General features: G+C 58.7%; 13 protein-coding genes and 1 pseudogene. 3 read left to right on the forward strand and 11 right to left on the reverse strand.

Annotated features, from left to right (window positions below):
• Positions 1–23: 23 nt before the first annotated feature.
• The 8 genes from ACRQ1B_RS19375 to ACRQ1B_RS19410 form a co-directional block, all read right to left on the reverse strand.
• On the reverse strand, positions 24–1,064 hold the full coding sequence (locus ACRQ1B_RS19375) for a GlxA family transcriptional regulator (RefSeq protein ID WP_432295627.1): 1,041 nt from the start codon (positions 1,062–1,064) through the stop codon (positions 24–26).
• A 483-nt stretch (positions 1,065–1,547) separates the two neighbouring features.
• Positions 1,548–2,588 carry a Gfo/Idh/MocA family protein gene (locus tag ACRQ1B_RS19380; RefSeq protein ID WP_432295628.1) on the reverse strand — a complete coding sequence of 347 codons (1,041 nt, stop codon included), beginning with the start codon at positions 2,586–2,588 and terminating at the stop codon, positions 1,548–1,550.
• Between the two features lie 5 nt (positions 2,589–2,593).
• Positions 2,594–3,430 (reverse strand): shikimate dehydrogenase family protein, encoded by an 837-nt coding sequence (locus ACRQ1B_RS19385; RefSeq protein WP_432295629.1) that lies wholly within the window; start codon positions 3,428–3,430, stop codon positions 2,594–2,596.
• 21 nt (positions 3,431–3,451) lie between these two features.
• Entirely contained in the window at positions 3,452–4,183 is a 732-nt protein-coding gene (locus tag ACRQ1B_RS19390) for an amino acid ABC transporter ATP-binding protein (protein ID WP_432295803.1), read from the reverse strand.
• A gap of 95 nt (positions 4,184–4,278) precedes the next feature.
• Entirely contained in the window at positions 4,279–4,920 is a 642-nt protein-coding gene (locus tag ACRQ1B_RS19395) for an amino acid ABC transporter permease (protein ID WP_432295630.1), read from the reverse strand.
• A gap of 12 nt (positions 4,921–4,932) precedes the next feature.
• Complete coding sequence (locus ACRQ1B_RS19400; RefSeq protein WP_432295631.1) at positions 4,933–5,601, reverse strand: amino acid ABC transporter permease; 669 nt, start codon at positions 5,599–5,601, stop codon at positions 4,933–4,935.
• Positions 5,602–5,622: 21 nt separating this feature from the next.
• Positions 5,623–6,066 (reverse strand): type II 3-dehydroquinate dehydratase, encoded by a 444-nt coding sequence (gene aroQ / locus ACRQ1B_RS19405; RefSeq protein ID WP_432295632.1) that lies wholly within the window; start codon positions 6,064–6,066, stop codon positions 5,623–5,625.
• Positions 6,067–6,174: 108 nt separating this feature from the next.
• Positions 6,175–7,005: a transporter substrate-binding domain-containing protein gene (locus ACRQ1B_RS19410; RefSeq protein ID WP_432295633.1), complete on the reverse strand. Its 831-nt coding sequence runs from the start codon at positions 7,003–7,005 to the stop codon at positions 6,175–6,177.
• Positions 7,006–7,194: 189 nt separating this feature from the next.
• On the opposite strand from ACRQ1B_RS19410, the gene ACRQ1B_RS19415 reads away from it, so the two are divergent.
• The 3 genes from ACRQ1B_RS19415 (at position 7,195) to ACRQ1B_RS19425 (ending at position 10,554) form a co-directional block, all read left to right on the forward strand.
• The gene (locus ACRQ1B_RS19415; RefSeq protein ID WP_432295634.1) at positions 7,195–9,084 is read left to right on the forward strand and encodes a bifunctional sugar phosphate isomerase/epimerase/4-hydroxyphenylpyruvate dioxygenase family protein; all 1,890 of its coding nucleotides are present in this window, start codon (positions 7,195–7,197) and stop codon (positions 9,082–9,084) included.
• A gap of 95 nt (positions 9,085–9,179) precedes the next feature.
• On the forward strand, positions 9,180–9,854 hold the full coding sequence (locus ACRQ1B_RS19420; RefSeq protein ID WP_432295635.1) for a GntR family transcriptional regulator: 675 nt from the start codon (positions 9,180–9,182) through the stop codon (positions 9,852–9,854).
• Positions 9,855–9,873: 19 nt separating this feature from the next.
• Entirely contained in the window at positions 9,874–10,554 is a 681-nt protein-coding gene (locus ACRQ1B_RS19425; protein ID WP_432295804.1) for a GntR family transcriptional regulator, read from the forward strand.
• Positions 10,555–10,656: 102 nt separating this feature from the next.
• On the opposite strand, the pseudogene ACRQ1B_RS19430 reads toward ACRQ1B_RS19425, so the two are convergent.
• The 3 genes and pseudogenes from ACRQ1B_RS19430 to ACRQ1B_RS19440 all read right to left on the reverse strand — a co-directional run.
• A pseudogene (locus ACRQ1B_RS19430) lies at positions 10,657–10,989 on the reverse strand (MerR family DNA-binding protein); the annotation flags it as partial.
• A 47-nt stretch (positions 10,990–11,036) separates the two neighbouring features.
• Entirely contained in the window at positions 11,037–11,921 is an 885-nt protein-coding gene (locus ACRQ1B_RS19435; RefSeq protein ID WP_432295636.1) for a ribokinase, read from the reverse strand.
• A 12-nt stretch (positions 11,922–11,933) separates the two neighbouring features.
• On the reverse strand, positions 11,934–13,739 hold the full coding sequence (locus tag ACRQ1B_RS19440; protein WP_432295637.1) for an ABC transporter ATP-binding protein: 1,806 nt from the start codon (positions 13,737–13,739) through the stop codon (positions 11,934–11,936).
• Positions 13,740–13,742 lie beyond the last annotated feature (3 nt).

Genomic DNA, 13,742 nt, shown 5'->3' on the forward strand with positions numbered 1-13,742 from the left:
TGCCATTTTCCGCGAGCACAAACTTAACGGGGCAGCCCGCGCGGCGCCGGGATATCCGTGACGGCCGTCTTTCGCGACCGCAAACTTGATGGCGTGTGCCCGAACTCGCGTTTGAAGGCGCGAGAAAAATGAGCGGAGTTGCGATAGCCGACATCGAGCGCGATTTCGATCAGGGGTGCGCTGGATTGGGCGAGAAGCAGTTTGGCGCGCTCCATGCGGATTCGGCCAAAAGCCCTTGCGGGCGATGTGCCGATGGTCTTTTGAAACAATCTCTCGAGCTGGCGCTGTGAAAGACCGACGGCACTGCCGAGATCGCCCATATCCAACTCCTGATCGAGATGCTGCTCCATCTTGATGATCACGGCCCGGATCCTCGGATCCTCGTATTTCTCTTCCAAAGCGCGGCGCGGCTGCACATCGGCGGCCGATCGGGCCTTGACGATCTGCAACACTTCGAGGGCCTTCTTTTCGGCATGAGGGCTGATGTGGCGGCGCACGAGAGCTGCCGCGATATCAGCGGAACTACTGCCGCCCGCACAGGAGCCGCGACGGCGATCGAGATTGAAGATGCGATCCGAGCGAAGCTGAAGATCGGGAAAACGTTCCTGAAAGGCGCGTGCATGCAGCCAGCTGACGCAGGTGACGTGCCCCTTCATCAGCCCCGCTTCGGCAAGAATGAATGTTCCCGTGCAAAGTCCGATCAACGGCACTTTCTGATGCGCGGCCCGCTTGATGAAGGCGATGGTTTCAGCATCCACCTGGTCCTTGACCGACAGCAATCCACCGACCACGACGATATAGTCGTAACGGCTGGGATCGACGAAATCCGATGTCGGCGCCACCTGAATGCCACAGCTTGAGGTGATGAGATGCCGGGTGCTTCCCAACACCTGCCAGTCCGCGTGGACACGGCCTGAGCGGTCATCCTCGTCGCTGGCGAGACGCAACGTGTCGACAAACATCGCGAACGCGGACAAGGTGAAGGATCGCGACAGAACAAAACCGACCTTCAGCCGATTGACAGGGGCCGAAGCGTCCGCAGTTTTGGTGTGGTCAGTTCGCATTGCATCGTCTCCTCCGTCCGGCTGCCTACCCTAGAGCGGTTCATTGTTAAATGGAAACAGTTCCGCCGGAGCAGGTTTTCGTTGGGGCAGTGGCGATTGGCGAAGGGCATACCCGAAGGTACGGACGAGCCGATCGCCGCTGACCCCGGCGGAAAGATGCCCGGCCCTTCGGGTTGGCTGAAACGGGCCGTCTGATCGCATGGCCGGCTTGGCCGTATGCTTTGGCTACGACGCGCGCCGGCCATGCGACCATCCAACTCCGTTTGAGCCAACAGAACTGGTTCCATTTAACAATGAACCGCTCTAGCAGAATGGCGAGGTGATCCGGAAGACATCAGCGCAAGGGAGCACGATCTTTGTCCATGATCGTGTCTGTCCGTTCAGGCTCTGATTTCGAGGCACTGCCTTGCGCCATCATGCCTTGGCCCATCTCACCAGATCGCCTGCCACGGCTTCCGATGCAGCTGGACATTGGAACGCGCATCAAACCGTTATCGGTTGCCGTTTCTGACCCGATTGCGTGATGGCCATGATCGTCGCCAAAGTTTTCATGCCATCGCGGGCGGAAATAAGCGGTTGAGCGCGCCCGGCGATGACCTCGATGAAATGTGCGAGTTGATTGTCGTAAGCGCGGCTACCGTCGAGGCTGACATGTTTTCTGACCAGCGGGTCCTGCCAATGGCCAGCAGCGCCGCTCTCATGCTGCCACAAATCCATGCCCGGCACGGCGAGAGCCGCTTTCGTACCTGAAAATACATAGGCATTTTCCGGCTGATGGGGAAAATAGAGCGCCTGCCCGGCAGCTGTGTCCCAATTATAGGGCGACACAGCCGTATCACTCATCAGCAACGTACCAAGCGCGCCTGAGGCGAAGCGTAAACTGATACTGGCCGTGTCTTCCACCTCGTAACCACGCACCGCATTCGACGTGAAGGCCATGACCTCTTCGATATCGCCGCAAATGAAACGCAGGCAGTCGACATCGTGGATGAGGTTGATCAAGAGCGGGCCTCCACCCGGCTGTCGCCGCCATGCCGCATCGAAATACGCTTCCGGCTTGTCCGCAATCCACATGGCATTGACGGCAACAAGGCGGCCAAGCTCGCCTTCCTGCACCATTTTCCGGGCCTTGGCGATATCCGGACTGTGGCGTCTTTGGTGTCCGATCAGGACCGGAACGCCCGAGCGTTCGGCTGCCTCGGCGACACGTTTTGCTGCTGCCAGTGTATCGGCGATCGGCTTTTCTATCAGGCACGGAATGCCACGTTCGATACAGGCGATCGCGGCCTCGGCATGCAGGGCATTCGGCAGGGCGATGATGGCGCCATCAGGACGTTCCTCATCCAGCATCCTTCGGAAATCGACATGGTGCCTGACGCCGAAATCGGCCGCCATGGCGATAGCCGCTTGCGCCGGATCGGCGATTGCCACCAGTTCCGTTGCCGGGTTTGCGCAGACAAGAATGGCATGTTCGCGGCCAATCAGCCCGGCGCCCATCAGCACGATTCTTTGGGGCGACGACATGATGTTCATCTCCCCTGAAGTTTTGCGACGGCGCGAAGTTCTTCGGCGCTTGTCGTGGGAAGGTCGAAAAACTCGAGATAAGCCGGGATCTGTTCGAACAGCATGTCCGTGCCGACCTGATATTGGCAGCCACGGCCGCGTGCCGCCGCAAGGAACGGCGTGATCTCCCTGGAAAGGACCACCTCTCCGACAAAGGCTTGCGAGGCGATGCGCGAAACATCGAAGGGCAAAGGATCACCGTCGTTCATGCCGAGCGGTGTGGCATTGATGACGATGTCGTAACCGTCAGGATCAGACAGCCCGGTTTTGACCGTCAGGGCCGGGTAATGCCGCCGCAGGCGGTCAGCCAACCCCTCCATCATTTCTGCCGCGGAATCGCTGAGAGCCAGTTCTGCCAGACCGGCCCTGGCGAGCGATGCGGCGATCGCCGACCCGACGCCCCCTGCCCCGGCCATGATCGCCCGCGCCCCTTCGATCCGGCGTCCACGCCGCAAGACCCCGCGCACGAACCCCTCGCCATCGAACATATCACCGACAAGGCGGCCTTCCTTATCCAGTTTCACCGCATTGCAGGCGCCAGCCACCTGCGCATTTTTGGACACTTCGTCGAGCAGCCCCATGGTTGCGATCTTATAGGGCATGGTGATCAGCGCGCCGTGGATATTCGACAGACGAAAAACATGTTTCAGAAAGGAGGAAAAATCCTCCGGCCGGCATCCCATCGGCACAACCACGGCATCAATGTCGTTTTTCTCGAAATACGGATTGTAGATCAATGGCGCCTTGAACGTATGCGTCGGAAAACCGAGATGAGCGATGAGTTTCGTATTGCCGTTGATCATCGGCCGTTCCCCCCAAATCCCTCAATGCCGGCCGAGAATCTCGCCCAGGAATTTTCGAGTGCGCTCGTGCTGCGGATTGGAGAAAAATTCGGCGGGCGGCGCCTCTTCGACAATCGCGCCGCTGGCCATGAAGATGACGCGGTCGGCAACCTGGCGGGCAAACCCCATTTCGTGCGTGACGCAGATCATCGTCATGCCCTCTTCGGCCAGCGCGATCATCGTATCCAGCACTTCCTTGACCATTTCCGGATCCAGCGCCGATGTCGGTTCATCGAACAGCATGACCTGCGGGCGCATGCAGAGCGCCCTTGCAATGGCGACGCGCTGCTGCTGGCCACCCGAAAGCTGGGCCGGATACTTGTCCGCCTGCTCGGATATCTTCACACGTTCCAAAAGCTGCCGCGCCCGCGCCTCGGCTTCGGCCTTGCTCATGCCCAGCGCCTTGACCGGCGCCAGCATGCAGTTCTGCAGCACCGTCAAATGCGGGAAGAGGTTGAACTGCTGGAACACCATACCAACCTCCCGGCGCACGGCATCAATGGTTTTCGATTCATGCCCGAGCAGCATGCCGCCAACGCGGATCTCACCTTCCTGATAGGCTTCAAGATGATTGATGCAGCGGATGAGCGTGGATTTGCCGCTACCGGATGGACCACAGAGCACGATCCTTTCGCCCCTGCTGACGGTGATGTCGACATTGTGCAGCGCCTGGAAAGCGCCATACCACTTGCCGACGCCTGTCATGGTGATCATCGGCTCGGGACCATCCGTTCGGATCACAGCCTGGGTCATGGGTAAAACTCCAAAATCGCCGTTGCAGGAGCGGCAGAGAAAAACGAGGCTCGCCGCTAGCGGGCCGACGTCGCGAATTTGCGTTCCAGGTGAGCGCCGTAGATCGTCAGCGGGCAACACATCAGGAAGTAGAGAATGCCGACGACCCCGAAGACGGTGATCGGCTGAAAGATCTGGTTGGAGATGATGTTGCCGGCGCGCGTGAGTTCGGTGAAGCCGACGATCGAGGCAAGAGACGTCCCCTTGATCAGCTGCACGAGGAAACCGATCGTTGCCGGCAGCGAAATACGGATCGCCTGCGGCAGCACGACATCCTTCATGCGTGACACATAGCGCAGGGCAAGCGCTTTTGCCGCCTCGGTCTGGCCGCGCGGCACGGCTTCGATCGAACCGCGCCAGATTTCACCAAGATAGGCGCTGGCATGCAACGTCAAACCGACGGAGACGGCGGCCCAGGCATCCATCTTGATGCCGATCAACGCCAGGCCGTAATAGACGACAAAAAGCTGCATCAGGAGCGGCGTGCCTTGAAACACGGCAATGTATCCGGCGGTGATGCGTTCAATAATTGCAATGCCGGATGTGCGCGCCAACGCGACAGCCAATCCGGCGATACAGCCGCACACGAAGGCGACGACCGACAGGGCAACCGTCCATTTCAGACCGATCAGAAGGAAGAGAAATTCATCGCGACCCATTGTGCGCTCTCCTCACTTGACCGGATAGCTGAAATAACGGGCGGAGAAGAGCGCGAAGATGCGCATCATCACCCAGGATATGACGAGATAGAAGGCGGTCACCGTGAAATAGACCTCAAAACTGCGAAAGCTGTCGGACTCGATCCGCTGCGATACGGAGGTCAACTCGTAGGCCGAAATGGCCGAGGCGATGCTTGTCGACAGCGTCAGCAGCACGAACTGGCTGGTGAGCGAGGGGTAGATCGCCCGCAACGCCGGTTTCAGGATGATCAGCCGGAACACCTGCGCCTTGTGCAGACCCAGCGCCAAGCCGGCTTCCATCTGGCCTTTCGAGATGGATTGCACCCCGCCACGAATGATCTCGATCGCATAAGCGCCGCCATTGATGCCGAGCGCGATGATGGCGGTCGGCGTCGGATCGAGCCGGATACCGGCCAGCGGCAGCGCGAAATAGATGAAGAATATCTGCACCAGGAACGGTGTGTTTCGGATGATCTCGACAAAAGCGATCACGATCCAGCGCACCGGCCTGAGCGGCGACTGGCGCAACACCACGCCACCGATACCGATGACAATGGCCAGAAGCATGCCGCAGATCGCCAGCGTGAATGTACCCAGACACGCCGCCAGCAGATCCGGCAGGCCGTCGATAACCGGTGTGAAATCCAGAGTGTAGTTCATGGTTTTTCCTGCAGATACGCCTCAGGACGGCACGACCATGCCGGCCATCGCCTCTATGGCAAGCTCGTAACCTCGCGCACCGAACCCAATCATGATGCCGGTCGCGGTGCGCGAAATCAGCGAGTTATGGTAGATGCTTTCGCGTGCATGCACGTTGGAGATATGCAATTCGATCTTGGGGCGATCGAACATCTTCAGGGAATCCAGAAGTGCGATGGACGTGAACGTGTAGGCCGCCGGATTGATGATGATGCCGCAGGCTTCGCGGCGTGCCTGATGAACGGATTCCACCAGTTCGCCTTCAAAATTGGTCTGTCGGAAGTCGATCGCAAAGCCGAGTGCCTCCGCCTTCGCCTGACAGGCTTCGCGGATATCGGACAATGTCGTCGTGCCATAGATTTCAGGCTCCCGCTCACCCAGCAAGTTGAGGTTGGGACCGTTGAGAATGAAGATGGTCTTGCTCATGAAATTGGCTCCAGCGGCGCCGGCGCCATGGCATGAAAGCCCGGCACCGGCACTGGCGTGGCATTTTTCAGCACGCCGCCTCGTAAGCGCTCAAAAAGGATGAACCCGTCAGTTCGCCGTGAACGAAATGCCTTCAAGGCTTTTGGGGAATTCCGGCACCGGCACCTTCATCCACTTGTCGTAGATTTTCTTCAGCTCACCATTGGCCTTGATCTTGTCGATGAACGCATTCACCGCGACATTGATTTCCTTCTCGCCCAGACGCGTGCAGGCGCCGTTATAGAGCTTTTGGAATTCAAGCTTGTTTTCAAACTTGCCGGGCACGGCCTTTTCGACACGGTCCATGTAGAAGATGTTGCCGCCAAGGGCGTCCGTCTGGCCCGAGGCAAGCGCCTGGACGCTAGCCGCATCACCGTCATAGCGGCGGATGGTTGCGGTGGACGGTGCATTTTTGGTGACCTGCGTATCCTGCGCCGCACCTTTGGCGACGCTGATGGTCAGGCCGGCCATATCCTCGTTGCTCTTGATGGACTTGTCCTTTGGTCCGATCAACACGATGGCATTGGCATTGTAAGGCTGGCTGAACTGCACGGCCTTCGCGCGATCCGGCAACATCGCCATGGTGGCAAACAGGATATCGACACGCCCGGATGTCAGCGCCGGAATGCGGTTATTGACTTCGAGCGGCACGAATTCGACTTCGACGCCGAGTTCCTTGGCGAAAAGCGCGCCCATTTCTGAATCGAACCCATCCTGCTTGCCGGCGCTGGTGACAAAGCCCCAAGGCGGATTGTCGCCCTGAATGCCGACAATGAGCTTGCCTCTGGCCTTGATTTCGTCCGGCGTGATTGCCGCAGCCGGCTGAGCCAGCGACGTTGCAGCGGCGAGCGCGAGCGCGCCCAGCAGCGCCTGACGGCGCTTCAACGTAAGTTTGAACATGGTGCTCCTCCTCTTGACGGCCCTGCGGCCTGCCAGCTCCTCCTGCTGACATTTATCAAATTGGCACGAGAGACTTTCAATTTCAACATAGTTTATCAAAAATATATGATATTTTGCATTTGCGCATAAAATGGCAAATCCATTATATGAAACCTTATGGCTCGGGAGGAGCTTTGCGAGGAGGACGGTATGAAGACATCGATTGCCACCGTATCGATCAGCGGAGAGTTTCCCGAAAAGCTGGCAGCCATTGCTGCGGCAGGTTTCGACGGCGTGGAGATTTTCGAAAACGACTTTCTGGCGTTTGACGGCAGCCCTGCCGATGTCGGCCGGATGGTGCGCAATCATGGGCTTGAAATCACTTTATTCCAGCCATTCCGCGATTTCGAAGGCATGCCGGAACCGCTGCGCAGCCGCACTTTTGATCGTGCGGAACGCAAGTTCGACATCATGCAGGAATTGGGAACCGATCTCGTGCTCGTCTGCTCGAACGTTTCACCCGTCTCCCTCGGCGGTATAGATCGCGCCGCGGCGGATTTTCACGCGCTTGGCGAGCGCGCCGCCAAGCGCGGCCTGCGCGTGGGTTACGAGGCGCTCGCCTGGGGAAAACACATCAACGATCATCGCGATGCATGGGAAATCGTCCGCCGCGCCGACCATACCAATATCGGCATCATTCTCGACAGTTTTCACACGCTGTCGCGGAAAATAGACATCAACTCGATCCGCTCCATTCCCAAAGACAAGATTTTCATCGTGCAACTGGCCGATGCGCCGTTGATCGAGATGGATCTGCTCTACTGGTCACGGCATTTCCGCAACATGCCGGGAGAAGGCGACCTCCCCGTTTCGGACTTTACCGCCGCGATCGCGGCAACCGGGTATAACGGCTATCTGTCGCTGGAGATTTTCAACGACCAGTTCCGCGGCGGCTCACCGAAGGCGATCGCCGCCGATGGACATCGTTCGCTGATCTATCTCGGCGATCAAGTGCGCCGTAAAACGGAAGCCGCATCCTTGTCCGTCCCCGCCATGCCGGACAAAGCTGTGGTAAAGGGCATCGGTTTCGTCGAGTTTTCGGCAGATAAACAGGATGCACACAACCTCACATCTATCCTGCGCACGCTGGGTTTTCGCAGGACGGCGAAACATCGCAGCAAGGAAGTCTCGCTGTTCGAGCAGGGAGACATTCGCCTACTGCTCAACACCGATGAACAGGGTTTTGCCAACGCCTCCTTTGCCGTCCATGGCACCTCTGCCTATGCGGTCGCGCTCATCGTAGACGATGCCCGCCAAGCCTTTTCCCGCGCCATTGCCCTCGATGGCGAACCTTTCGTGCAGGAAGTCGCGGAAGGGGAAATGGAGATTCCCGCCATTCGTGGCGTCGGTGGCGGGCTGATCTATCTGATTGATGACCACAGTGATCTCGGACGGTTTGCCGAGATCGATTTTGTACCCGCCATGGACGAAACGGCCGTCGATCCAACCCATCTTCGGCATATCGACCATGTCGCACAGACGGTCGCCTACGACGAAATGCTGACCTGGCTGCTGTTTTACACGTCTATCTTTGACGCTCACAAAACACCAATGGTGGATATTATCGACCCCGCCGGCGTCGTGCGCAGTCAGGTGGTGGAAAACACATCCGGCAGCCTGCGTCTCACCCTCAATGGAGCGGAAAACCGCCGCACGCTGGCAGGCCATTTTATCGCGGAAAAATTCGGCTCGGGCATCCAGCACATCGCCTTTCACACCGACGACATCTTCGCCACTGCGGCAGCGCTAAGAACGAATGGCTTCAAGCCGCTGCCGATTTCGCCAAATTATTACGGAGATGTCGAGGCGCGTTTCGGTCTTGATCCCGGTCTGACCGAACGCTTGAAGGCAGACAATATTCTTTATGATCGCGACGATAACGGCGAATATTTCCAGCTCTACAGCACAACATTCGGAGAGGGTTTCTTTTTCGAGATCGTGCAGCGCAGCGGCTATCGCGGTTATGGCGCCGCCAATGCCATCTTCCGTATCGCGGCCCTCAAGAAGTCGCTTCGCCCTGAAGGGCTTCCAAAATCGTAAGCCCACCCGAAAGCAGCGCGGAAATGACGATATCGTTTGAGCAGATGGCGTTTGGCCGACTATATGAGGATCAGAATAATGCCCGAGATTCGAACATGCCAGCCGATACCACGCATGAAACCGTCGCCGAAAGCACCTACAGGCGTATTCGTGCAGACATCATTTTCGGGCGCCTGCTTCCAGGCCGGAAACTGAAACTCGACAAACTCAAGGACGATTACGCCACCAGCGTCAGCACGCTTCGCGAAATCCTGAACCGCCTGTCTTCGGAGGGGCTTGTGACGGCAGAGGGTCAACGCGGTTTCGAGGTTGCAGGCATTTCGGAAGCGGATCTGCGTGAGACGGCCGAACTGCGGCTTCTTCTGGAAAGCCATGCGCTTGAGCAATCGTTCAAGAATGGCGGCGTCGATTGGGAATCGAAACTGGTCTCGGCCCATTACAAGCTTGCCCGTATGGAGCAGGTGATGGCCTCCGGCGATACCAGCCAAGCCGAGGACTGGAAACGCTATGACTGGGAATTCCATCAGGCGCTGATTTCTGCCTGCGGTTCGAAACTGCTGATGGACACACATGCGGTCGTGTTCGACAAATATCTGCGTTACCAGATGGTCGCCCTATCCTACCGCGGGGAGGTGGCAGCCGACGAACACCAGAAGCTTCTCGATGCGGCCATGAACCGCGACCAGGTGACGGCGCAAAAACTTCTCGCCCAGCATATTCAAGGCGGTGTGGAACACGCGCTCGCAAGAAAGCCATTGGCACATGGATAGGAAGGTGACCAGACGGGAGATGGCCCCGCCCTTGCGTGAGACCGATATGAGCCAGACGGTCAGCGATTCCGTCTTCAACCGGATACGCGAGGACATCATTCTCGGCGTGCTGCCGCCGGGCAGCAAGGTCAAGCTCGAACAGGCAAGGCAACGATATGCGGTCAGTGTTTCGTCCTTGCGTGAAATCCTTTACCGGCTGACGGCCGAAAATCTGGTAATTGCCGAAGGGCAGCGCGGGTTTGAAGTCAGCCCGGTTTCGCGGCAGGAACTGATGGAACTTGCCGATCTGCGCATCCTGCTGGAGTGTCACGCAATCGAATTGTCATTCGCCGCCGGAGATCTGGAATGGGAAGGCCGCATCGTGGCGGCCCATCACCGGCTGGCCGCAGCGGAAAGAACACTTCTGTCCGGCGATACGTCACAGACCATCGATTGGGTAAGGTGTGACTGGGAGTTCCATCAGGCGATCATCTCGGCCTGCAATTCGGCGACGCTGATGCAAAGCCTGTCCTCCGTGTTCGACCGGTTTTTGCGATATCACATGCTGGCCCAAAACTTCCGCGGGCAAGCCGTGGTCGATGACCACCGGCTGCTGTTCGCGATCGCTCTGAAAAGAGACGCCAAGGCCGCCAAACAAAGTCTGCAGCGGCATATTCACAGCGGCGTGGAGCACATTCTGGCCAACCGCCATTTTCCGTAATGCGGATGAAACCCGGTCATACGGGGCATCAGTTGAGGCCCACGTCGCTCAGAATGTCAGCTTTTCTGGAGAAGAACCGCGCCAATCGCACCCTTGTCCAATTCATCCTTGGGTACGCAGTGGACAGTCTTTCAGAGACAGGCATCCGCAGCCGATGCAACCTTCCAACTCGTCGCGTAACTGTGTCAGGGCAGTGAGCCGCTCCTCGAGCTGGTTCTTCCAGTTCGAGGAAAGCGTGTGCCATTCCGCGGCGTTGGGAGGACGTCCCTCCGGCAGAGGCGCAAGCGTGGTCTTGATTTCGGAAAGCGAAATGCCGGCACGTTGGGCGATACGAATGATGGCGACGAGGCGCAGGAGGGTGCGCGTGCGCCACGGCTGATGTCCAGTGGCGGCGGCGTGTTTCTGATGAGATGAACCGGTGGCTTCGGCGAGCCGTAAGCAGCAAACGCGCGACCATCAACCGCGCAACGCGGGATATGCCGTCATTTTCGCTCAGCGATCATATTCGTCGCATCCGAATGGGGGATGCTGTTCTGACTGCCGGACCGAGAACAGGCGAGGCCGGCTGCGATCGACGCTCGCTCCATCGCCGATTTGAGCGGCAGACCGCGGTCAAGAGCCGAAGCCAGAACGCCGACAAAGCAATCTCCGGCGGCCGTTGTATCCTTCACGTCGACCGGCATGGCCGCGATACGGATGACCTCACCGAAAGCACAGGCTTCCGCACCATCCCCGCCCAGCGTGCGAAGAACGCCGGTATCGAGATGCGCGGACAACGCCTCAGCCGATGCGCCGCAACCCAGCCAACCGGCGAGCGCTTCCGCCTCATCCTCGTTGACCACGATCAGATCGCACAGCGACAGAACCTGCTGCGGCAGAGGAAATGCGGGCGCAAGATTGAGGATCGACGTCGCCTTGACTGCAAGCGTTCGGCGGATCAGCTTTTCAACCTCCGCCACATCGTTTTCCATCTGCAGGAGAACGACATTGGCCCGCTGCAACAGGTCCTCTTCCACCGCATCAGAAGACGCGGAAAGATTGGCACCTGCGGCAACCACGATCATGTTGCGTCCGGCAGCATCGATATGGATCGACGCATTGCCGGTCGGCGCATCCACACGCGCAACACGGCTGATGTCGGTCGTCGCCGTGAGGTTTTGAAGGCCGATTTCGGCCAGACTGTCGTTGCCGACAGCGCCAACCATCACCACCTCGGCGCCATCCCGTGCCGCCGCCAGCGCCTGATTGGCACCTTTGCCACCGGATTCCGTGCGGAACCTTTTGGCAAGAAGTGTCTGGCCCGGTTGCGGCATCTCTTCGACCTCGTAGACGAAGTCGACGTTGATGGAGCCGAAGGTGATGATCATGTCATTTTTCCTTTAGGCGACCTGAACGAAGTGGCCTTCGCCGGCTTCTTCATACGTGCGCTTCGGAGGAACGTAGTCGGCGGCGCGGAACGGGCTCTTGATCTCGTCGTTCGAGATACGGCGCGTCTGCCGGCGCGACGGATCGGCGATCGGCACCGCCGCCATCAGGCGCTTGGTGTAATCGTGCTGCGGGTTCTCGAACACGGCCTGACGCGGGCCGATCTCGACGATTTCGCCGAGATACATGACCGCGACACGGTGGCTGATGCGCTCGACAACGGCCATGTCATGGCTGATGAAGAGGTAACCGAGGCCGTATTTCTCCTGCAGGTCGAGCATCAGATTGATGACCTGCGCCTTGACCGACACATCGAGCGCCGAGACGGACTCGTCGGCGATCAGCAGTTTCGGTTCAAGCGCAAGCGCACGGGCGATGCAGACGCGCTGACGCTGGCCACCGGAAAACTCGTGCGCAAAACGATCCGCCATCGAAGCCGCGAGGCCGACACGCTCCAGCAGTTCGCCAACCCGGTCACGCGCGTTCGATGCGCTGACCAGACCATGGGTGATCATCGGCTCGGCGATCGCCTGACCGACACGAATGCGCGGATTGAGGCTTTCGAACGGATCCTGAAAGATCATCTGCGCTTCGCGGCGGATATCCGTCAGTTCAGACTTACCAGCCTTCAGCACGTTCTTGCCGTCGATCTGCACTTCACCGGAAACCGGGTCTGTGAGACGAATGATCGAACGGCCGGTCGTGGATTTGCCGCAACCGCTCTCGCCGACCAGCGACAGGGTTTCGCCCTGACGCAGTTCCAGCGAAACGCCTTCGACCGCGTGGATACGGCCGATCGTCTTGCGCAGAAAACCCTGTTTTACCGGGAAGCGGGTGATCAGGTTGTCGACCTTGAGGATCGGCGGCTGATCGCGCTTGACGGTGTCTTCGGTTGGCTTGACCGGATGGATCTCACCCGTTGCCATATCGACATGCGGGAAACGCAGTGGACGATCTTTTCCTGTCATCGAACCAAGCTGTGGTACCGCCGACAGAAGTGCGCGCGTATACGGATGTTTGGCGCCGGCGAAGAGATCGTGCGTCGTGCCGGTCTCGACTTGCTCGCCGCGATACATGACGACGGTGCGGTCGGAAATTTCCGCGACCACGCCCATGTCGTGGGTGATGAAGAGGACCGACATGCCCTCTTCTTCCTGCAGCGTCTTGATCAGTTCCAGAATCTGCGCCTGAATGGTGACGTCGAGCGCGGTTGTCGGCTCGTCAGCGATCAGCAGCTTTGGATCACAAGCAAGCGCGATGGCGATGACGACGCGCTGGCGCATGCCGCCCGAAAAATTCATCGGATATTCGTTGAGGCGGGATTTCGCCGACGGAATACGAACCTTTTCGAGAAGCCGCACGGCTTCCGCCTGCGCCTGAGCCTCCGACATACCGCGATGCTGGCGCAGCACTTCGGTGATCTGATCGCCGATCTTCAGAACGGGGTTGAGCGAGGTCATCGGCTCCTGAAAAATCATGCCGATGCGATTGCCACGGATCTTTTGCATGTCGTCGAGCGGGATGGAAAGCAGGTCCTTGCCTTCGAACTCGATCTTGCCCGTTACCCGCGAGTTGCCGGGCGACAGAAGCCGCATGATCGACATGGCCGTGACGCTTTTGCCGGAACCGCTCTCGCCGACGACGGCAACCGTCTCCTTCGGGGCGATGTCGAAGCTAACATCGTTCACGACATTGCGCCATTCGTTGCCGACCCGGAAAGCCGTGTTGAGGTTGGAGATCTTGAGAATGGGATTTGTCATGAT

It is taken from the genome of Endobacterium panacihumi, from assembly GCF_050847465.1.
In the GTDB taxonomy this organism is placed as follows: domain Bacteria; phylum Pseudomonadota; class Alphaproteobacteria; order Rhizobiales; family Rhizobiaceae; genus Neorhizobium; species Neorhizobium panacihumi.

Bases quoted from the DNA above. Each gene is read 5' to 3' on its own strand.
- ACRQ1B_RS19375 (WP_432295627.1), bottom strand. From the start codon at position 1,064: ATGCGAACTGACCACACCAAAACTGCGGACGCTTCGGCCCCTGTCAAT.
- ACRQ1B_RS19380 (WP_432295628.1), bottom strand. From the start codon at position 2,588: ATGTCGTCGCCCCAAAGAATCGTGCTGATGGGCGCCGGGCTGATTGGC.
- ACRQ1B_RS19385 (WP_432295629.1), bottom strand. From the start codon at position 3,430: ATGATCAACGGCAATACGAAACTCATCGCTCATCTCGGTTTTCCGACG.
- ACRQ1B_RS19390 (WP_432295803.1), bottom strand. From the start codon at position 4,183: ATGATCACCATGACAGGCGTCGGCAAGTGGTATGGCGCTTTCCAGGCG.
- ACRQ1B_RS19395 (WP_432295630.1), bottom strand. From the start codon at position 4,920: ATGGGTCGCGATGAATTTCTCTTCCTTCTGATCGGTCTGAAATGGACG.
- ACRQ1B_RS19400 (WP_432295631.1), bottom strand. From the start codon at position 5,601: ATGAACTACACTCTGGATTTCACACCGGTTATCGACGGCCTGCCGGAT.
- aroQ (WP_432295632.1), bottom strand. From the start codon at position 6,066: ATGAGCAAGACCATCTTCATTCTCAACGGTCCCAACCTCAACTTGCTG.
- ACRQ1B_RS19410 (WP_432295633.1), bottom strand. From the start codon at position 7,005: ATGTTCAAACTTACGTTGAAGCGCCGTCAGGCGCTGCTGGGCGCGCTC.
- ACRQ1B_RS19415 (WP_432295634.1), top strand. From the start codon at position 7,195: ATGAAGACATCGATTGCCACCGTATCGATCAGCGGAGAGTTTCCCGAA.
- ACRQ1B_RS19420 (WP_432295635.1), top strand. From the start codon at position 9,180: ATGCCAGCCGATACCACGCATGAAACCGTCGCCGAAAGCACCTACAGG.
- ACRQ1B_RS19425 (WP_432295804.1), top strand. From the start codon at position 9,874: ATGGCCCCGCCCTTGCGTGAGACCGATATGAGCCAGACGGTCAGCGAT.
- ACRQ1B_RS19435 (WP_432295636.1), bottom strand. From the start codon at position 11,921: ATGATCATCACCTTCGGCTCCATCAACGTCGACTTCGTCTACGAGGTC.
- ACRQ1B_RS19440 (WP_432295637.1), bottom strand. From the start codon at position 13,739: ATGACAAATCCCATTCTCAAGATCTCCAACCTCAACACGGCTTTCCGG.